Origin of the sequence: Novosphingobium beihaiense, assembly GCF_022832375.1 — a bacterium.
In the GTDB taxonomy this organism is placed as follows: domain Bacteria; phylum Pseudomonadota; class Alphaproteobacteria; order Sphingomonadales; family Sphingomonadaceae; genus Novosphingobium; species Novosphingobium beihaiensis.
In genome coordinates, this window is sequence record NZ_JALHLG010000005.1 from 531365 (window position 1) to 550698 (window position 19334).

Annotated in this window: 16 protein-coding genes; 12 read left to right on the forward strand and 4 right to left on the reverse strand. The window is 63.5% G+C overall.

What is annotated here, in order from left to right; all coding sequences use genetic code 11:
* Window positions 1-22: 22 nt before the first annotated feature.
* On the reverse strand, window positions 23-2188 hold the full coding sequence (gene glyS / locus MTR66_RS06155; protein WP_243918765.1) for a glycine--tRNA ligase subunit beta: 2166 nt from the start codon (window positions 2186-2188) through the stop codon (window positions 23-25).
* Entirely contained in the window at window positions 2185-3090 is a 906-nt protein-coding gene (locus tag MTR66_RS06160; protein WP_243918767.1) for a glycine--tRNA ligase subunit alpha, read from the reverse strand. The genes glyS and MTR66_RS06160 overlap by 4 nt, the downstream gene beginning before the upstream one ends.
* A gap of 134 nt (window positions 3091-3224) precedes the next feature.
* On the opposite strand from MTR66_RS06160, the gene MTR66_RS06165 reads away from it, so the two are divergent.
* From MTR66_RS06165 to MTR66_RS06185, 5 genes are all read left to right on the forward strand, one after another.
* Window positions 3225-4142 (forward strand): TraB/GumN family protein, encoded by a 918-nt coding sequence (locus tag MTR66_RS06165; RefSeq protein ID WP_243918769.1) that lies wholly within the window; start codon window positions 3225-3227, stop codon window positions 4140-4142.
* Window positions 4143-4148: 6 nt separating this feature from the next.
* Window positions 4149-5000 carry a TraB/GumN family protein gene (locus MTR66_RS06170; protein WP_243918770.1) on the forward strand — a complete coding sequence of 284 codons (852 nt, stop codon included), beginning with the start codon at window positions 4149-4151 and terminating at the stop codon, window positions 4998-5000.
* 152 nt (window positions 5001-5152) lie between these two features.
* Complete coding sequence (locus MTR66_RS06175; protein ID WP_243918772.1) at window positions 5153-5776, forward strand: 50S ribosomal protein L25/general stress protein Ctc; 624 nt, start codon at window positions 5153-5155, stop codon at window positions 5774-5776.
* An 87-nt stretch (window positions 5777-5863) separates the two neighbouring features.
* A complete protein-coding gene (gene pth, locus MTR66_RS06180; RefSeq protein ID WP_243918774.1) occupies window positions 5864-6439 on the forward strand; it encodes an aminoacyl-tRNA hydrolase in 576 nt (191 codons plus the stop codon).
* A 433-nt stretch (window positions 6440-6872) separates the two neighbouring features.
* Window positions 6873-7229: a PEP-CTERM sorting domain-containing protein gene (locus tag MTR66_RS06185; RefSeq protein WP_243918776.1), complete on the forward strand. Its 357-nt coding sequence runs from the start codon at window positions 6873-6875 to the stop codon at window positions 7227-7229.
* A 110-nt stretch (window positions 7230-7339) separates the two neighbouring features.
* On the opposite strand, the gene MTR66_RS06190 is transcribed toward MTR66_RS06185, so the two are convergent.
* Window positions 7340-8863, reverse strand: coding sequence for a tetratricopeptide repeat protein (locus MTR66_RS06190; protein ID WP_243918778.1), 1524 nt, complete (start codon window positions 8861-8863; stop codon window positions 7340-7342).
* A gap of 121 nt (window positions 8864-8984) precedes the next feature.
* On the opposite strand from MTR66_RS06190, the gene ychF reads away from it, so the two are divergent.
* Both ychF and MTR66_RS06200 read left to right on the forward strand, forming a co-directional pair.
* Window positions 8985-10085, forward strand: coding sequence for a redox-regulated ATPase YchF (gene ychF, locus MTR66_RS06195; protein ID WP_243918780.1), 1101 nt, complete (start codon window positions 8985-8987; stop codon window positions 10083-10085).
* A gap of 112 nt (window positions 10086-10197) precedes the next feature.
* Window positions 10198-11439, forward strand: coding sequence for an alkaline phosphatase family protein (locus tag MTR66_RS06200; protein WP_243918782.1), 1242 nt, complete (start codon window positions 10198-10200; stop codon window positions 11437-11439).
* A gap of 34 nt (window positions 11440-11473) precedes the next feature.
* Here MTR66_RS06200 and mutL read toward each other — a convergent pair whose 3' ends face one another.
* Window positions 11474-13297 (reverse strand): DNA mismatch repair endonuclease MutL, encoded by a 1824-nt coding sequence (mutL, locus tag MTR66_RS06205; protein ID WP_243918784.1) that lies wholly within the window; start codon window positions 13295-13297, stop codon window positions 11474-11476.
* Between the two features lie 185 nt (window positions 13298-13482).
* On the opposite strand from mutL, the gene MTR66_RS06210 reads away from it, so the two are divergent.
* The 5 genes from MTR66_RS06210 to rodA all read left to right on the forward strand — a co-directional run bounded on the left by MTR66_RS06210 (window position 13483) and on the right by rodA (window position 19234).
* Entirely contained in the window at window positions 13483-14529 is a 1047-nt protein-coding gene (locus MTR66_RS06210; RefSeq protein ID WP_243918786.1) for a rod shape-determining protein, read from the forward strand.
* A gap of 127 nt (window positions 14530-14656) precedes the next feature.
* Window positions 14657-15481, forward strand: coding sequence for a rod shape-determining protein MreC (locus MTR66_RS06215; RefSeq protein WP_243918788.1), 825 nt, complete (start codon window positions 14657-14659; stop codon window positions 15479-15481).
* A 65-nt stretch (window positions 15482-15546) separates the two neighbouring features.
* A complete protein-coding gene (locus tag MTR66_RS06220) occupies window positions 15547-16029 on the forward strand; it encodes a rod shape-determining protein MreD (RefSeq protein ID WP_327194489.1) in 483 nt (160 codons plus the stop codon).
* A complete protein-coding gene (gene mrdA / locus MTR66_RS06225; protein WP_243918790.1) occupies window positions 16029-18125 on the forward strand; it encodes a penicillin-binding protein 2 in 2097 nt (698 codons plus the stop codon). The genes MTR66_RS06220 and mrdA overlap by 1 nt, the downstream gene beginning before the upstream one ends.
* Complete coding sequence (rodA, locus tag MTR66_RS06230; RefSeq protein WP_243918792.1) at window positions 18122-19234, forward strand: rod shape-determining protein RodA; 1113 nt, start codon at window positions 18122-18124, stop codon at window positions 19232-19234. Before mrdA ends, rodA begins: the two co-directional genes overlap by 4 nt.
* Window positions 19235-19334: the final 100 nt, after the last annotated feature.

Here is a 19334-nt window from a genome sequence, read left to right on the forward strand (position 1 = left end):
ACTGTCCAGACTGGAGGCAGGCCTACCCCTCGATTCTTGCGAAATCTGCAACATTGTGCACTGCAACACGGAAGCGATCAAGCAGTGCGAGACGTGTTGTTCTCTTGGCGGGATCGGCATCGTTGACCGTCACATCCTCGAAAAACGCATCGATGGGCTTCCTGAGCGAGGCCAAGGCCGCCATCGCGCCAGCGAAGTCTTCCTTGGCGACGGCAGCGGCAGCCTGAGGGGCTGCGTTGTCGAGCGCCTCGATTAGTGCCTTCTCTGCCGGTTCGGGCACGTAGGACGGCGTTTTCTGCGCCGCGATCTCGGCCGCGTAGACCTCGGTCATGTCCGGATCATCGACGTTTTCGAGCGGATCCTCATCACCGGAGCGCTCCAGGAGCGTGCCATTCCCGGCTGCCGCGCCTTTCCAGTCCTCTTTCTTGAGGATGTTGGCAGCGCGTTTGTATCCGGCGAGCAGATTGGAGCCATCCTCGGTCTGCAGGAACGAGGTCAGAGCCCGGGCCCGGGCCTCAACCCGGTCGAGCCGCATGTCCACCTGCCCCTGCCAATCGCGGGAAGAGGCAATGTAGTCATAACGAACCCCTTCTTCGCGAAGCTGCACCCCGAGCCGGTCGAGCAGGAACTCAGCGACTTTTTCCGCGAGGGCCGGGTTCGGCCTGCTTTCCCAGGCGTGGACCACTGTGTCGAGCGACAGTTCAAGCTTGTTTGCCTGTACCAGACGCAGATAGCCGAGCGCCGCGCGGCGCAGAGCAAAGGGATCTTTGGAACCCGTCGGCAGGATGCCGATCTTGAAGAAGCTGAACAGATTGTCGAGCTTGTCGGCAAGGCTGACAGCCACTGTTGTGGGCGCCGTGGGCACTTCGTCGTTCTGGCCGACCGGCTTGTAGTGGTCGCGAATGGCTTCGGCGACTTCGGACGGGAGCCCTTCAGCCGAAGCATAGTACCCGCCCATCAGGCCTTGCAGTTCGGGAAATTCGCCGACCATCTCCGTAACCAGGTCGGCCTTGCACAGTTCAGCGGCCATCCGTGCCAGTTTGTGATCGCCATTGGGCGCCTTCGCATCAAAGACCAGCCAGTCTGCCAGCTTCGCCACGCGATCGACCTTGTCGTCCAGCGTACCGAGCTTTTCGTGGAACGTGATCCGTTCCAGCTTACGGTTCTGGACGCGCAGGCTCGTCTTCTTGTCCTGCTCCCAGAAAAAGCGCGCATCGGACAGGCGGGCGGCGAGCACCTTGCGGTTGCCCGCGACAATCGCCTCGCCGCCATCGGTGGCGGCGATATTGGCGGTGCAGACGAAGGCGTTGGCCAGCTTGCCAGCGCTGTCCTCGCACACGAAATACTTCTGGTTCACGCGCGCGGTAAGCTGGATCACTTCGGGCGGCACTTCGAGGAATGCCTCGTCGAAGCGGCCGAGCAGTGGCACCGGCCATTCGGTCAGGCCCGCGTTCTCGATCACCAGACCTTCGTCCTCGACCAGCGTCAGGCCGGCGGCAGCCGCAGCTTCGCGGGCCTTTTCGCGCACGATCGTCTGACGTTCCTCGTGGTCCACCAGAACGTGGCAGGCGCGCAGCTTTTCAGCATAGTCATGGGGGCTGCCGATGGTGATTTCATCGGGGTGATGGAAGCGGTGGCCTTTGGTGGCAAAGCCGGACGTCACGCCGCCCACTTCGCATTCCACCAGGTCCTCACCGAAGATCGCGACGATGCCGGAGAGCGGACGCACCCAGCGCACCGATTCCGGGCTGAGCGAGCTCGCCCCCCAGCGCATCGACTTGGGCCAGGGGAACGCGCGCACGATGGCGGGGATCGCCTCTGCCAGCACGTCCTTCACTGCACGGCCCGGCTTTTCGACCACGGCGAAGTAAGTTTCCTTGCCCTTGATCTCGCGGACTTCGAGCTGGTCTTTCGTCAGCCCGGTCTTGCGCAGGAAGCCTTCCAGCGCCTGTTCGGGGGCGCTGGTGGCGGGACCCTTGGTTTCCTCGCGCACGGCCTCGGTAGAGGCGGGCAGGCCTTCCGCGATCAGAGCGAGGCGACGCGGGGTCGACCACACCGTGATCTTGCCCGGCACAACGCCCACGGCGTCCATTTCCTTGCGGAACAGCTTTTCCAGATCGGCGCGCGCGCCAGCCTGCATGCGAGCGGGAATTTCCTGCGAGCGCAGTTCGAGCAGAAAATCCGTCATGCCGTCCACCCCGGGAACTTGGCTTCCCATTCGTCTTTGTTCTTCTCGATCAGGGCCTGCGCCGATCCCTTGGCGAGATCGCGCACGCGGCCGATGTAGCTGGCGCGTTCCTGCACGGAGATCACGCCGCGCGCCTGCAGCAGGTTGAACAAGTGCGAGGCTTCGATCGCCTGATCGTAGGCCGCAAGCGGGATTTCCGCCTCGATGCAGCGCTGGCATTCCGCCTCTGCATGCTGGAAGCCTTTGAAGAGCTGATCGGTATCGGCTACTTCGAAGTTGTATTTCGACTGCTGCTGTTCGTTGGCAAGGAACACGTCGCCATATGTAACGCCGTCGTTGTTGAACTTGAGGTCATAGACCCAGTCCACGCCCTGAATATACATTGCCAGACGTTCGAGCCCGTAAGTCAGCTCGCCCGAAACCGGCTTGCAATCGTATCCGCCGACTTGCTGGAAATAGGTGAACTGCGTCACTTCCATCCCGTCGCACCAGACTTCCCAGCCCAGGCCCCAGGCGCCCAGCGTCGGGCTTTCCCAGTCGTCCTCCACGAAACGGATATCGTGCATCAGCGGATCGATACCGATCGCGGCGAGGCTCTGCAGGTAGAGTTCCTGCAGATTGTCCGGGTTCGGCTTCAGGATCACCTGATACTGGTAATAGTGCTGCAGCCGGTTCGGGTTCTCGCCATAGCGGCCGTCCGTGGGGCGGCGCGAGGGCTGCACGTAAGCGGCCTTCCATGGCTCCGGGCCCAGCGAGCGCAGCGTGGTGGCCGGGTGGAACGTACCCGCACCCACGCGCATGTCGTAAGGCTGAAGGATCAGGCACCCCTGCGCGCTCCAGAAATTGTGGAGCGTCAGGATCATGTCCTGGAAGCTGAGCGGCTCTTTCGCGGCGGCAGACATGGAAAATTCCGTAGAGTTCTTGGTTGCGCGGCCTTTGGCGGATCGGGCGGTTCAAATCAACCACGCAAGCGGCCGCAGTCAGCGCAGGCTTGCATTAAGCTTGCGTTTGGCCTTTGTCCTGCAACGTTATGTCTATGAGCATCATGAAAAACGTTCTGTGCGGCGCCGCTTGCGCGTTCGCCCTGTTCTCCGCCCTGCCCGCAGCCGCCGAAGATGCAACTCCGGCATCCTCCACCGCGGAATCGGCGCCCCCGGCCCGCCCTGCGCTGTGGAAGGTGGCCGACGATGACACCACGATCTGGCTGTTCGGCACGATCCATATCCTGCCGGAAAACGTTGCGTGGTATGCAGGCCCCATTGCCAAGGCCTTTGACGCGTCCAGCGAGCTTGTGACCGAAATTCCCATCGACAAGACGCAGGATTCGCAGGCCGCCATCATCCAGCAAAGCCTGCGCGAAGACGGCAAGGCCCTGCGCGATACTCTCGATGAAAAGGAGCGCGCCGCTTACGAGGCAGGGATGGGCTCGCTGGGCCTGCCGCCGCAGGCTTTCGACCGCAACGACACCTGGTTCGCCGCGCTGATGCTCACGCTGATCCCGCTTAAAACCTCGGGCTACAATCTGGAAAGCGGCATCGACACCCAGATCGGCGCCATGGCCAAGGCACGCCAGATGCCGAACGAGGCGCTCGAAAGCCCGGAATATCAGATTTCGCTGTTCGACAACCTGCCACAGGAAACCCAACGCCGCTATCTGGATGAAGTGCTCGACGCCCTGCCGACCGTCAAATCCGATATCGGGGCCATCGTCACGGCATGGAAAGCCGGAAAGGCGGACAAGCTCGCCCATCTGCTCAACGAGGAGGAAGACGATCCCGACTTGCGTAAGGTCCTGCTGACCGATCGCAATGCCCATTGGGCCAAGTGGATCGAAACCCGCCTGAAAAAGCCGGGCACGGTCTTTATCGCGGTCGGCGCCGGCCATCTTGCGGGTGAAGGCAGCGTGCAGGATCAGTTGGCCCGGGACGGCATTTCTTCCGAAAGGGTACAGTAACCGGCCATGCGCTGCTGGGTCCTCATCGTTTCGGCATTCCTGCTGCTGGGCTGCGCCTCGCAGCCGCAACCGGCCGATCCAGCCCTGTGGCATGTCGAAAGCGCGAACGGGCAGGAAGGATGGTTGTTCGGCACCATCCACAGCGCCCCCCGCCCGATCGAATGGGAAACGCCGTCCGTGCGCGCGGCACTGGCCGATGCCGGCACGATCATGGTGGAAGTCGCCAATATCGCGGACGAGGCAGCCGTCGGCGCCACATTCGCGAGGCTGGCGAAGAGCGAAGGGCAACCGCCCCTGTCCCAGCGCATCGCCCCGGCGGAGCGCCCTGCCCTTGCCGCCTTGCTCAAGCGCACGGGCTTTCACGATGGCGATTTCGCGGCAGTGGACACCTGGGCAGCAGCGCTGACGATCGTCCGGCAGGACAACGATGGAAGCGATCCCCGCTATGGCGTAGACCGGGCGGTCATTGCCCGGGCCAACGGGCGGCCGGTCGTCGAACTGGAAGGTGCTGCCAGACAGCTGGGAATCTTCGATGCCCTGCCGGAAAAGGAGCAGCGCAACCTGCTGGACGTCGTGGTGAAGGAAGCGGACAAACCGGACCTCGATTTGCCCGCCGCATGGCGCAAGGGGGACATGAAGGCCATCGAACAGGAAACCCGCACTGGCCTTCTGGCGGACCCGGGCTTGCGCGCAGCGCTTTTTACCGGGCGGAACCTGCGCTGGACTGCGCGGATTGCCAGCACTCTTCGCGCCGGAAAGAAGCCGTTCGTAGCCGTGGGGGCTGCGCACATGGCCGGTCCTGACGGCCTGCCCGCCATGCTGGAACAGCAAGGGTTCAAGGTTACGCGGATCGAATAGCTGCAGGGTACGCTCAATGCTTGCTTTCATGCCCATTTGCGCGTAAGGGCGCGCCCTCTCTGTCATGGTCATCCCTGGAGGCGTGACGGACGGCACCGGCTGAATTCGCAGCTCGGAGCCGGAATTTATCCAGTTTTCGAAAGGCAAGTCCTATGAGCGATCAGCTTACCCTGCCGGCCGAGACGCGCGAACGGGCGGGCAAGGGAGCCTCCCGTGCCCTGCGTCGCGAAGGCCGCGTTCCCGCCGTCGTCTACGGTGCCAATGAAGAACCCCTCGCCATCCACGTCGAGGAAAAGGAGCTGACCCGTCAGCTCATGACCGGCCACTTCTTCAACTCGATCGTCGAAGTCGAAGTGGGCGGCAAGAAGGTTCGCACCCTGCCGAAGGACGTTGCCTTCCACCCCGTCTCCGACCGTCCGCTTCACGCTGACTTTCTGCGCCTTGCCAAGGGTGCGACCGTTCACGTGAACGTGCCCGTTTCGTTCGCCAACGAAGAGCTTTCGCCCGGCCTCAAGCGTGGCGGCGTGCTCAACGTCGTGCGTCACGAGCTGGAACTGATCTGCCCGGCAGACAAGATTCCCGACGAAATCGTGATCGACGTCACCGGCTTCGACGTGGGTGAATCGATCCACTTCAGCCACGTGAAGGTTCCCGCCGGTGTCGAATCGGCGATCACCGATCGTGACTTCACCATCGCGACGATCGCGGCGCCCTCGGCTCTCAAGAGCTCGGAAGGCGACACGACCAAGACCGAAGGCGAAGAAGAAGCCGAATAAGCCATTCAGGCTTGAAACGGCCCTTTCCGCCCCGGCATACCGGCGCGCGGAAAGGGCCTTTCTTTTTTCTACGGATACGGATTTGCCATGCAGCTTTGGGTCGGCCTCGGAAACCCCGGTCCGCAATATGCGATGCAGCGCCACAACGTGGGCTTCATGGCAACGGACACCATTGCCGAAGTGCATGGCTTCGGCCCGGTCCAGAAGAAGTTCCAGGGCTGGCTGCAGGAAGGCCGGATCGGCAGCGAGAAGATCCTGCTGCTCAAACCCGCGACTTTCATGAATGAAAGCGGGCGTTCGGTCGGCGAGGCCATGCGCTTCTACAAGCTGGACCTGCAAGACCTTACCGTGTTTCACGACGAACTTGATCTCGCCCCGTTCAAGGTCAAGGTGAAGCAAGGCGGCGGCCATGCCGGCCACAATGGCCTGCGCTCGATCGGCCAGCACCTCGGCGCGGACTTTCGCCGCGTGCGGCTGGGCATTGGCCATCCCGGGCACAAGGACCGGGTGACGGGCTATGTGCTCGGCAACTTCGCCAAGGCCGAAATGGATTCGCTGGCAGACATGCTGGGCGCCATCGCAGGCGAAGCAGACAGGCTGGCCGCAGGCGAGGATGCGCGTTTCATGAACGATGTCGCCTTGCGCCAGCAGGACAGTGCCTAAGTCCTGCACTCCAGGCGGCATTGCAGCCCTACCCTACCCATGCCAAAATCGTCACCCTGAACTTGTTTCAGGGGCTATCAAGCGCTTTGCCCTTCTGTTGGTATGTGACGCGACGATGCCAAGCAAGATCCTGAAGAAGAGCACGGCGTATCAATCCAAATGCCGGTGAAGCGGCACGCTGGATGCTGAAACAAGTTCAGCATGACGAGTAGGGAGGCCTGCTATTCAAGCTGGAATTTATACACGCCGCCCAGCTCCGGATTTTCTGCCGGTTAGGCGTGACTAAGCGTAAAATGTGTCGAGTTAGCTTACAGATCGAATGGGTTCTCAAACCCGTTAACCGTCAAGATCCCTGAAAAACTCCACTTGGCACGCCGCTTGCGAAGAATGGCGGCAACCAATTCGTGTTCTGTAAATTCAAGGGGTACTCAACATGATCCGCAAGACCTTCCTCGCTCTCACGCTGGCCGCTGGTTCCACGCTGGCCATCAGCACGCCTGCCATGGCCACCTGGGGCTGGCCCAAGCACACGCACTACTGCAACTGCGGCGACTCGACCGGTTCGTCCTACTGCGGCACGACGACTTCGGGCGGCACCACCACGACGTCCGGCGGCACCACGACCACCTCGGGCGGCACGACGACTTCGGGTGGCACCACCACGACGTCCGGCGGCACCACCACGTCTTCCTCGGGCGGCACCTCGGTTCCCGAACCGGGCATGCTTGGCATGATGGGCATGGGGCTGCTCGGCCTGGGCTATGCCCGCCGCCGCAAAGCGCGCCGCTGATTTAGCGCTTTCCCGGCCGCTCCAAGTGCCCATCGCGGGGCTGGCCTTATAGGGACTTCGCCCGGACCTGCAGCTCCCGTCATGTCCGGGGAAACGAAGCCGCTGCCGGTTTACCCGGCGGCGGCTTTCGCTCTTTCCAGAGCGCGCGCGATCACAGTGTTGCGCGGATCGGCAGCGGCAGCTTCTTCCAGCAGGCGCCGGGCACCGGGAAGATCGTGATCACCGTCGAGCCGCACCAGCCCTGCCAGATAGAGATAGTCCGGATTGTTTGGAGATACGGCCAGCGCCCGGTCCGCATAGCTGACGGCCTCCGGCACCTGGCCAAGGTTGCTGGCGGCAAGAGCCAGTCTCTTGAGCACTTCCGGGTCTTCACCCTGCTGCAAAAGCTGGCTGTAAATGGTGCGCACCGCGTTCCAGTCGTGGTGCATCACGGCCATGTCACCTTTGGCGACGAGCGCCTTGGTGGCGTTGAGCCTGGCCGGCTCCAGGCGCGCGCGCAGGCTCTCAGCCTCGGGAGCTCCGGCGGCCCGAGCTGCCTTTAAGGCACTTTCCAGCAATTGGGGCCGGGCCAGCGTGCTGGCGGCCAGCGGCTTCAGCGTGGCCCAGGCGCTTTCGGCATCGCCCGACGCCAATTGCGCTTCGCCCAGCATCATGCGCGAATAGGGATTTCCCGGCAGCGCCAGTACGGCGCGGCTGAACAGCACCCTGGCCTGCTGTGCATGACCAAGCCGCAGCAGTGCCTCCGCATAGCGCATCTGCAGACCGGATCCGGGGTCCAGCTGCGATTCCTGCCCCTGCAGGCCAAGCCGGATCTTTTCCCACTCACCCTTCTCGGCCAGCAATTGATACTTGAGCGCCTCGACTTCGGTGCTGTCCGGCGCAAGCTTTCCGGCCTGCTCCACCAGTTTCTCCGCCTCGTCGATCTTGCCCTTGGCGTCGTACTGATTGGCCAGGGCAATCATCGGCGCCACGCGGCCCGGATAGGCCTTGAGAACCTTGCGGTAGCCGTCGATAGCCAGATCCGTCTGCCCGCGGGCGGCGGCAAGGTCCCCCGCCAGAACCAGCGTTTCAAAAGCGTCCGGTGCCATTTTCTCCATCCGCTTCAGCACTGTGGCCGCGCCGGAAGTATCGTTCGACATCAGCTTGAAGCGCGCATAGGCCTCCGCCAGCCGGATATCGTCACCGGCCGCCATGCCGTTCTTAAACGCCGTTTCGGCTTTTGCGGGATTGCCCAGCGCCAGTTGCGCGGTGGCCCGGATGCGCCAGCCATCGATCGTGGTATCATCGCTGGCCAGGGTGAGCGCCTCTTTCGCCTGGCCGCGCATCAGAGCGATCTGGGCCTTGATCAGCGGCAGCTCCGAAACCTTCGCCCCTGTCTGCCGAAGGCGCTTCACCGCGCTTTCGGCGGCATCGGGATCGCCCAGATGCAACTGCGTGCGCACCATCAAGGCCAGCAGCTTCGGGTTCTCCGGCTCTTTCAGCAAGGCCTCGGCCAGTTGCTTGCGGGCGGCGGTATAATCCTGAGCGGCGAAGCTGCCCTGGGCTTTGCCAAGGAGGGTTGCGGCACTGTCTCCGCACCCGGCGGCGAGACTCAGGGCGGCGAGCGGCATGGCCAATCGAATGATCCTGTTCATGGCGCGGACGCTAGAGCCAAGGGCTGAAATTTCCGTCAATCCGCACCGGCTTTTCTCACCGAACTGGCCAAGACCGATCCCTGCCGCTATGGGCGGCCAAATTTCATTTCCGGAGTTACACATGGGTTTCCGTTGCGGGATCGTGGGCCTGCCCAATGTCGGCAAGTCGACCTTGTTCAATGCACTGACCGAGACACAGGCGGCGCAGGCGGCGAACTATCCGTTCTGCACGATCGAGCCCAATGTGGGCCAGGTCGGCGTGCCCGATCCGCGCCTCGACAAGCTGGCCGCAACGGCGGGCAGCCAGAAGATCATTCCCACCCAGCTTTCCTTCGTGGACATTGCCGGGCTGGTTCGCGGCGCCTCCAAGGGCGAAGGCCTGGGCAACCAGTTCCTCGGCAACATCCGCGAGGTGGATGCGATCATCCACGTGCTGCGCTGCTTTGAAAACGACGATATCCAGCACGTGGACAACAAGGTCGATCCGCTGGCCGATGCCGAGACGGTGGAAACCGAGCTGCTGCTGTCCGACCTCGAAAGCCTGGAAAAGCGCGTGCCGGCGGCCCAGAAGCGCGCCGCCGGCGGCGACAAGGAATCGAAGATCGCGGTATCGGTGCTCGGCCAGGCCCTGGAGCTTCTGCGCGACGGCAAGCCCGCCCGCCTCACCCAGCCCAGGGACGAGGAGGAAGCCCGCGTGTTCCGTCAGGCGCAGCTCCTGACGGCAAAGCCGGTGCTCTACGTCTGCAACGTCGAGGAAGAGTCGGCTGCCGAGGGCAACGCATTCTCCAAGCGCGTCTTCGAAAAGGCGGCAGCGGAAAATGCCACCGCGGTTATCGTTTCCGCCGCGATCGAGGCCGAGCTGGTCGGCATGGAAGCGGACGAGCGCATGATCTTCCTTGAGGAAATGGGCCTGCACGAAACCGGCCTCGCCCGCGTCATCCGCGCCGGTTACGAACTGCTCGACCTGCTCACCTTCTTCACTGTCGGTCCGAAAGAGGCCCGCGCCTGGACCGTCCACAAGGGCGCCAAGGCACCCGAGGCCGCAGGCGAGATCCATTCCGACATGCAGCGCGGCTTCATCCGTGCCGAAACCATTGCCTTCGACGATTTCATCGCGCTGGGCGGCGAAAGCGGCGCCAAGGAGGCGGGCAAGCTGCGGCAGGAAGGCAAGGACTATGTCGTGCACGACGGCGACGTGATGCACTTCAAGTTCAACGTCTGAGCGCGTTTCAAGGCTGGAGCCCCGGCCGTCCGATCGGGCGGCCGGAGTAACTCTATCGCGTTATTTTTCCAGGAGACTTCAAATAGTCACGCATAGGCGCCAATAGGCCAGCATGTCTTTCATCCGCTTGTTGTCCGCCGCGCTGATCGCGCTGTTGCCCGCCCTGCCTGCCGCTGCGGAAGCGCCGAAGCCTCCGGTTGTCATTCTGGTTTCCATTGACGGTTTCCGGGCGAGCTATCTCGATCGCGGCGTAACCCCGCATCTTTCCGCGCTGGCGGACGCCGGGATCAGCGCTGCGATGCGGCCCTCGTTTCCCAGCAAGACCTTCCCCAACCATTGGGCGCTGGTGACGGGCAAGACGCCGGATCACAACGGCATCGTTGCCAATCATTTCGAAGATCCCCGCCGTCCGGGCGAGCGCTTTGCCCCCGGCAATGCCGATCCCTTCTGGTGGAACGAGGCCGAGCCGCTCTGGGTAACGGCCGAAAAGGCAGGCATCCGCACTGCCGCCATGTTCTGGCCGGGATCGGACGTGGCATGGGGCGGCAAGCAGGTCAGCAACCCCTGGCCCGAACAAATCGGCGGCACACGCCCAGAGGACTGGCAGCACTATGACGCTGCGGTCACGCCGCAGCAGCGGGTCAATACGGTGCTGGACTGGCTGCGCCGTCCGGAAACGATCCGGCCCCGCTTTTTGACGCTCTATTTCGATGCGATTGACCATGCCGGGCACGAATACGGGCCGGACGATCCGCGCACGGATGAAGCGCTGGCGGAGGCGGACCGGTACATCGGCCTGCTGGTCCAGGGGCTGCGCGATCTGCACCAGCCTGCCAACCTGATCGTGGTCGCCGACCATGGCATGGCCGCCGTGTCTAGCGAGCGGGTCATCGCGCTCGATACGATCGCCGATCCTGCGCTTTACCGCATTGTCGATACGGGCCCTTTTGCCGCGCTTGAACCGACGCCCGGAAACGAGGGCAAACTCGCTGCCGCATTGCGCAAGCCGCACGACCACATGCAGTGCTGGCCGCGCGGCGAGATCCCGGCCCGCCTCCGTTACGGCAGCAATCCGCGCGTTGCGTCCTACTTCTGCCTGGCCCAGGTCGGATGGGAAATCGGTGCCACTGCACCGGACAAGCCTTACACGGGCGGCGCGCACGGATACGACAATGCCGCGCCGGAAATGGCAGCATTGTTCATTGCCAGCGGCCCGGCCATCGCCCCGGAAGGACGAATCGCGCCTTTCGGCAATGTCGATGTCGCTCCCTTGCTGCGCGACCTGTTGAGCTTGCCCCCGGCGCCGGACGCCGATGGCAACGATGCCCCGTTCAGGAAAGCGCTGCGCCACTGAAGACGGCAGGCGCGCTCCCTGCGCGCCCGCTTGATCACTTCCGGCCGAACAGTTTCTCAATGTCCTGATGGGCCAGCTTGACCCATGTGGGGCGGCCGTGGTTGCATTGGCCCGAGCGCGGTGTGCGCTCCATTTCGCGCAGCAAGGCGTTCATCTCGGCCACCGAAAGCGAGCGCCCTGCCCGCACCGAGCCATGGCAGGCCATTGTCGCCAGCACGAGATCGAGCTTTTCACCCAGCAGCAGCGCATCGCCGTTGCGGGCCAGATCGTCAGCGACATCGCGCACCAGTGCGTGAACATCGCTCTTGCCCAGCACGGAAGGAACCGCGCGCACCAGCATGGCGCCCGGCCCGAAACGTTCCAGCGCCAGGCCGAAGCGGGCAAGGTCCGCCAGCTTGTCCTCCAGCGCATCGCAGGCCGCCTCTTCCAGTTCCACGACTTCGGGCAGCAGCAGCGCCTGCGAACGGGCCATGGCATCTTCCGCACCGGCCGCCTTGAGCCGTTCCAGCACGAGCCGCTCGTGCGCGGCGTGCTGATCGACGATCACCAGCCCGTCGTCCGCCTCGGCGACGATATAAGTGTCCGAAACCTGCCCGCGCGCCACGCCCAGCGGGTAATGCAGCGCTTCCTCTGCTTCGGCATCGCCGGCCGCCGGTTCCGCACGGGCCGCAGGCTCGGCCATGACTTCCGCCTCATAGGACCGCCACGCCGCTCCGGCATCGGAAACACGCGGCGGCACGCGGGTTTGCGGAGCCGAATATTCGCGGGCGAACAGCGATCCTAGCGCCGGGGCAGGCGCGGCTGCGGGGGCCACCGGCTCCACTTGCCAGTTGCCCATGGCACTCGCGGACGGCGGCTGCGCGCTTCGCTGCCCTGCTCCTTCCAGGGCATGGCGCAAGGCGCCCACCAGAAACCCGCGCACGAAGGCGGGATCGCGAAAGCGCACTTCGGTCTTGGCCGGATGGACGTTCACGTCCACTTCTTCCGGCGGAATTTCCAGAAACAGCGCCAGCACGGCATGCCGGTCGCGCGCGAGCATATCCGAATAGGCCCCGCGCACCGCGCCCACCAGCAGGCGGTCCTTCACCGGGCGCCCGTTCACGAACAGGTACTGGTGATCGGCCACGCCCCGGTTGAACGTCGGCAGACCGGCCACGCCGGTAAGCCGCGCCGAGCCGCGCTCGGCTTCGATCACGACGCCGTCCTCGGCCAGTTCGCGCGCCACGAGCCGGGCCACGCGTGCGGCCAATTCCTCGCGCGGCTGCACCGCCAGCACGCGGCGCCCGTCATGCTCCAGCACGAAACCCACGTCGGGCCGGGCCATGGCAAGACGGCGTACGACATCCTGGCAGGCCGCATATTCCGAGCGTGGAGTGCGCAGAAATTTGCGGCGCGCAGGCACTTTGCCGAACAGGTTCTCCACCCGGATGCGCGTTCCCGGCGGCAAGGCGGCGGGCGAATCGAGCGAAATTTCGCCATGATCGACCACGCGCTTCCAGCCCTCGTCCGCATCGTGCGGGCGGCTTTCGATCGTCAGCCGCGCCACCGATCCGATCGAGGGCAGCGCTTCGCCGCGAAAGCCGAGTGTCAGCACTTGCTCGATATGTTCGTCGGGTAACTTCGAGGTAGCATGGCGTTCCAGCGCCAGCGCGATTTCGTCCGGCCGCATGCCGCAGCCGTCATCGGTCACTTCGATCATGTCGAGGCCGCCGGAAGCGATCCGCACAGTGACCTGCGTGGCACCCGCATCTATCGCATTTTCCACAATTTCCTTGAGCGCGGAGGCAGGGCGTTCGACCACTTCACCGGCGGCGATCCGGTTGACGAGATGTTCGGGAAGGCGGCGAATAGTGGGCATCGGCAATACCTAGCGATGAAACGGCCTCAATTCGAGACGGACGCCTGCGGAAACCCACCGGAAATTGGCACAAAATTTTGGCGTTTCGCGAATCGATGGGCTAAGGGGGCCCCTTCCATGCCAACCAGCCTGTCGACGGGTCCGGGGATTCTCGGGCAAACGACTGGATAAATGACGGATTTTAGATGGCCGGCCCCTTTTCGCGATTCTTCAAACTAGGCTCCCAGAACATGGCGATCGACCTTGGGACCGCCAATACACTCGTCTACGTTCAGGACCGCGGAATCGTGCTCAACGAACCTTCGGTCGTTGCCATCGAAACGCTCAATGGCATCAAGAAGGTCAAGGCCGTTGGCGATGACGCCAAGATGATGATGGGCAAGACGCCCGACAACATCGAGGCGATTCGCCCGCTGCGCGACGGCGTGATTGCGGACATCGAAATCGCGGAAGAAATGATCAAGCACTTCATCCGCAAGGTGCACGGCAAGAAGAACCTGTTCCGCTACCCCGAAATCGTGATCTGCGTGCCTTCGGGCTCGACTTCCGTCGAACGCCGCGCGATTCGTGACGCCGCCTCGAATGCGGGTGCCAGCCAGGTCTATCTGATCCTGGAACCGATGGCCGCCGCGATCGGCGCCGACATGCCCGTTACCGAACCGGTCGGTTCGATGGTGGTCGATATCGGCGGCGGCACCACCGAAGTCGCGGTGCTTTCGCTGCGCGGTCTTGCCTACACCACTTCGGTGCGCGTGGGCGGTGACAAGATGGACGAAGCGATCGTCTCCTATGTGCGCCGCCACCACAACCTGCTGATCGGCGACGCCACGGCCGAGCGGATCAAGAAAGACTACGGCATCGCTGTCGTCCCCGAAGACGGTATCGGCGAGACGATCCACATCAAGGGCCGCGACCTCGTGAACGGCGTGCCCAAGGAAATCACCATCAACCAGGCGAATGTCGCCGAAGCCCTGGCCGAACCGATCGGCGCGATCATCGAAGGCGTGCGCATCGCGCTGGAAAACACTGCGCCGGAACTGGCTGCGGACATCGTTGATCAGGGCATCGTGCTCACGGGCGGCGGCGCGCTGATCCAGGGCCTTGACGATTATCTTCGCGAGGAAACCGGGCTGCCTGTCAGCGTGGCCGAAGATCCGCTGTCCTGCGTGGCGCTGGGCACCGGCCGCGCGATGGAAGATCCGGTGTATCGCGGCGTGCTGATGTCCGCCTGACAGGTCGCTAAGGGAGCGGCGACAGCCCTGAAGGGACCGCCGCCAGAAATACAGGAGTGCATGGCGCATGGCACCGCCTGCAAATCGGCGCTCCGGATTTTCCCGCAGAGCGCAGTATTCGACGTTCTTGAGTTATACTGCCGGCGCAGTGGCCGTTGTGGTGGGGTTGGTGTTGCTCGCCCTATCCATCGTCAGCCCCGGTGCCTTTGCCAGCGTGCGCAGCGCGGCTGCCGATGTTACTGCGCCTGCCGGGGACGCCGCCGCCGTGAGCCGTTCCTTCGGCAGGCACACAGTAGACAGTATTACCGGCTTCTTCACTTCGGGGCGTGAGCACGCCCGTCTGAAGCGCGAACTGGCCGAAGCCAAAGTACGGCTTGTCGAAGCGGAAGCCACCGCCGCGGAAAACCGGCGCCTCAAGAAACTGCTGGGGCTTAAGGGCACGGGGAGCGCACCTGTGGCCTTCGCGCGGCTGACACGCTCCACCAGCGCCAGCGCGCGGCGTTTCGCCATCGTCAATGCAGGACGCAACGATGGCCTCGCCAAGGGGATGCCGGTACGCTCTTCGGACGGCTTGATCGGGCGCATTCTGGAGACCGGCGCATCCAGCGCCCGGGTCCTTCTGATTACGGATACGGAAAGCCTGGTTCCGGTGCGCCGGGCAACAGACGGGGTGCCCGCCTTCGCCCAGGGCAATGGCGATGGCACCATCCGCATCCGCCTGATCAATCTCGGCATCAATCCGCTCAAGAACGGAGACGTCATGGTCTCCTCAGGCTCGGGCGGCCTGTACCGCCCCGGAACGCCGATGGCGATCGTTACCAAGATCCTGCGCGACGGCGCGACGGCGCGTGTGCTCGCCAATCCGTCCGATACTGATTTCGTGATGGTCGAACATACCTGGGCCCCGAAAGAGACGCCGCCCCCCGCCAGCCCCAAATCCGGAGGGCGCTAACCGTGCCTATGCTATCGCGCGGCGGCGGACCGGCACGGCGGAGCATTAATCGCGCGCCCTCCCCATTGATCGCGCTGGCCCTGCCCTGGCTGACCATCTTTCTGGGCTCACTGCTGCCTGGCTGGGTGCTGATCGCCTCGGCACCAGTACTGCCGCCGGTCGGATTCCTGTTGTTCCTGTCCTGGCGGCAATTGCGGCCGGGGCTGCTGCCGATCTGGTCGGGTTTGCCGCTCGGCCTGTTCGATGATCTGTTTTCGGGCCAGCCCTTCGGCGCCGCGGTGCTGTTGTGGTCGCTGGCCGCAATCGTGCTGGAACTGGTCGAGGCGCGCGTGCCCTGGCGCAGCTTTTTCACCGAGTGGCTGGTGGCGATTGGGCTGATCGTTGCCTATATCGTTATGGGTCTGGCGCTGGCCAATCTGGCGGGTGCAGGCGCGCACATCGGGATTATCCTGCCGCAGATCGTGATTTCCATTCTTTCCTATCCCCTGGTCGGGCGTCTTGTTGCCGTTGTGGACCGTTTCCGGCTTACGCCGTTCATGGCCGTATAATGAAGATTTCGTTCCGGCGCCTGCTTCCCAAGAGCCACACGACTTCCGGCACGCTGCGCAACAGCTTTGACCGGCGCACTCTGGTGGTGGGATCGGTACAGGGCGGGCTCGGCATGCTGCTGGCCGCGCGGATGGGTTATCTCGCGGTTTTCGAGAACGAGAAGTACAAGCTCGAAGCCGAAAGCAACCGCGTCAACCTCTCGCTCATTCCCCCGCGCAGGGGGTGGATTCTGGACCGTCACGGCACCCCGCTCGCCTCGAACCAGGCCGACTTTCGCGTGGATGCGATCCCGGCGCGGATGACCAATGTTGCGCAGGAGATTAACGCTGTCGAGAAACTGCTCCAGCTCGATCCTGTCCAGCGGCAGGACCTTGGAGACAAGATCGACAAGGCGCGCGGGTTCGCAGCCGTCGAAGTTGCCTCTGGGCTTGATTGGGAGCGTTTCGCCGCGGTGAGCGTACGGCTGCCCGACTTGCCGGGGATCGTCACTCAGCGCGGCTTCTCGCGCTACTATCCCAACGGCCCCTCCGTCGCCCATCTCATCGGCTATGTCGGACCGGCCTCGGCCGAAGAGTACCAGAAAGACCACGATCCTCTGCTGATCACGCCGGGATACAAAGTGGGCAAGGACGGCCTTGAAAAGGTCTTCGAAAAGGAATTGCGCGGCTCGCCCGGCGCGCGGCGGGTGGAAGTTACAGCCTCGGGCCGCATTGTACGGGAACTGGAAACGCGAGAAGACACGCCCGGCAAGGCCGTCAAGCTGACAATCGACGGCGGGCTGCAGGACTATGCCTCGCGAAGGATCGGCCTCCAATCGGCTGCGGTCGTTGTGATCGACTGCCTTACCGGCGGCGTTCTTGCGCTTTGCTCGATGCCTGCCTTCGATCCCAACAGCTTTGCCGACGGCATCGGCCGCCTCGAATGGAAGATGCTTAACGAGGATGATCACATCCCGCTGCTGAACAAGGCACTGCGCGGCCTGTATCCTCCCGGATCGACCGTGAAGCCTCTGGCAACTCTCGCCCTTCAGCAACACGGCATATCTCCCGACGAGCGCGTGTTCTGTCCTGGCGGCTACCGGCTCGGCAGGCGGTATTTTCGCTGTGACGCCGTGCATGGTTCAATGGACATGCGCAGCGCGATCGAGCGCAGCTGCAATACCTATTTCTGGAGCATGGTGGACCGTGTCGGCTACGATACGATCGCACCGGTCGCCAAGCTGCTCGGGCTGGGGCAGGAATTCGACCTGCCGGTCGCACAGCAACGCTATGGCACCGTTCCCGATAGCACCTGGAAGATGCGCCGCTACGATCAGCAATGGACCGCGGCGGATTCGCTCAACGCGTCGATCGGTCAAGGGTACGTTTCGGTTTCACCGTTCCAGCTTGCTGTGATGACCTCGCGGATTGCCAGTGGACGCAACCTTCAACCATCGTTGCTGTACGGGCAGCCCAAGCCGCTTGGGCCTGAACTGCCGTTTACGCCGGAGCAGCTTGCCGTTGCGCACGACGGAATGTTCCGCGTGGTCAACGGAGCCGGCACCGGGCGCGGCAGCCGGATTGACATCGATGGCGTCCTCATGGCCGGAAAAACCGGGACGGCCCAAGTGCGCAGGATGATTTCGCGCGGGCATGTCGCGGACTGGGGATCGCGCGATCACTCGCTGTTTATCTGCTACGCCCCCACCGACGCGCCGCGCTATGCGATGTCCGTGGTGGTGGAGCATGGCGGCTTCGGGGCCACGTCCGCTGCGCCCATCGCCAAGGATGTCATGACTTACCTGTTCAATCCGGGGAAGGCCTGGGACACGCTGCTGGCACTGGAAAAAGGCTGGGGCGGAACCGCGCAGGAGCGGCTCGATGCCCGTTACCGGCAATATGTCGCGCAATATGGCGTTGGCGCGCCGAAAGTATCTGCCGAGAAGGAAATCCAGAAGGCACGGGAAGCAGAAAACGCGCAGCCAGCAGCAAACGAGGCACAGGCTCCACCCGAACCGGAGAGCGCTCAAGATACCGCTGGCGGACAACCTGCAGGGGCAGCTCCCCCGGATTCAAACAGCCAGGCGGAATCGAACAGCTCAGGCGGCACCCCATGAGCAGGTCGATCATCCCCGATTTCATCGCCCGCCAGCCATGGCAGATGCTGATTCCGCTGTTCGGCCTCGTCCTGCTCGGAGGGGCCGTGCTCTATTCGGCGGCGGGCGGACACTTGCATCCTTATGCATTCAGTCATGTGCTCCGTTTCGGCTTCTCCCTCGTCATGGCCGTGGCGATATCGTGCGTCAGCCGCAACTTCTTCCGGATGGCGGCCTATCCCATCTACGGCGGTATTGTGGCGCTGCTGGTGCTGGTGGAACTGATCGGCGCCGTTGGCGGCGGCAGTCAGCGCTGGCTCAATCTCGGTTTCATGACGCTGCAGCCTTCCGAACTGATGAAACCCGCGATCGTTCTGGTTCTGGCAAAGTTCTATGAGACCCTGCCCCCGCCCATGACGGGAAGCTGGCGCGGACTGGTTCCGGCCGGCGTGCTGATCGGTATTCCTGCCGCGCTGGTGGTGCTTCAGCCTGACCTTGGCACCGCGCTTGCAATCTGCTTCGGGGGCGCCGTGATAATGTTCCTGGCCGGACTGCCCTTGTGGTGGTTTCTGAGCGCGGGCGCCGCGACGATCATTTCTATCCCGGTCGCGTTCTTCACTCTGCTGCATGACTATCAGCGCAACCGCGTGCTGACGTTCCTCAATCCGGAAAGCGATCCGCTGGGCACGGGCTACCACATCACCCAGTCGAAAATCGCGATCGGATCGGGCGGTGTGTTCGGCAAGGGATTCGGCAACGGCACACAGAGCCACCTGCAATACCTGCCCGAAGCGCACACCGACTTCGTCTTTGCCACCATGGCCGAGGAATGGGGCTTTCTTGGCGGGCTGTTCGTGCTCTTCGTGTTTGGGGTAATCCTGACCTGGGGCCTCAACGTAGCCCGCCGCGCTCCCGACCGGTTTTCCGGCCTTCTCGCCGCAGGCATGGCGGCCACGATCTTCTTCTATGTAGCGATCAATCTGATGATGGTCATGGGCCTGGCACCGGTGGTGGGGATCCCGCTGCCATTCATGAGCCACGGCGGCACGTCGATGCTGACCAACATGATCTGCCTGGGTTCGATGATGGCGGTAAACCGCTGGAATCAGAAGCCAAGCACATTCTCCTGAATTTCCTTCAAGTTTCCCCTTCCAATGCGCGAAACATACGTTATAGGAGCCGCTCCGCCGCCGAATCGGCGGGGCCATAACGGCCCTTTTCGGACAGGCC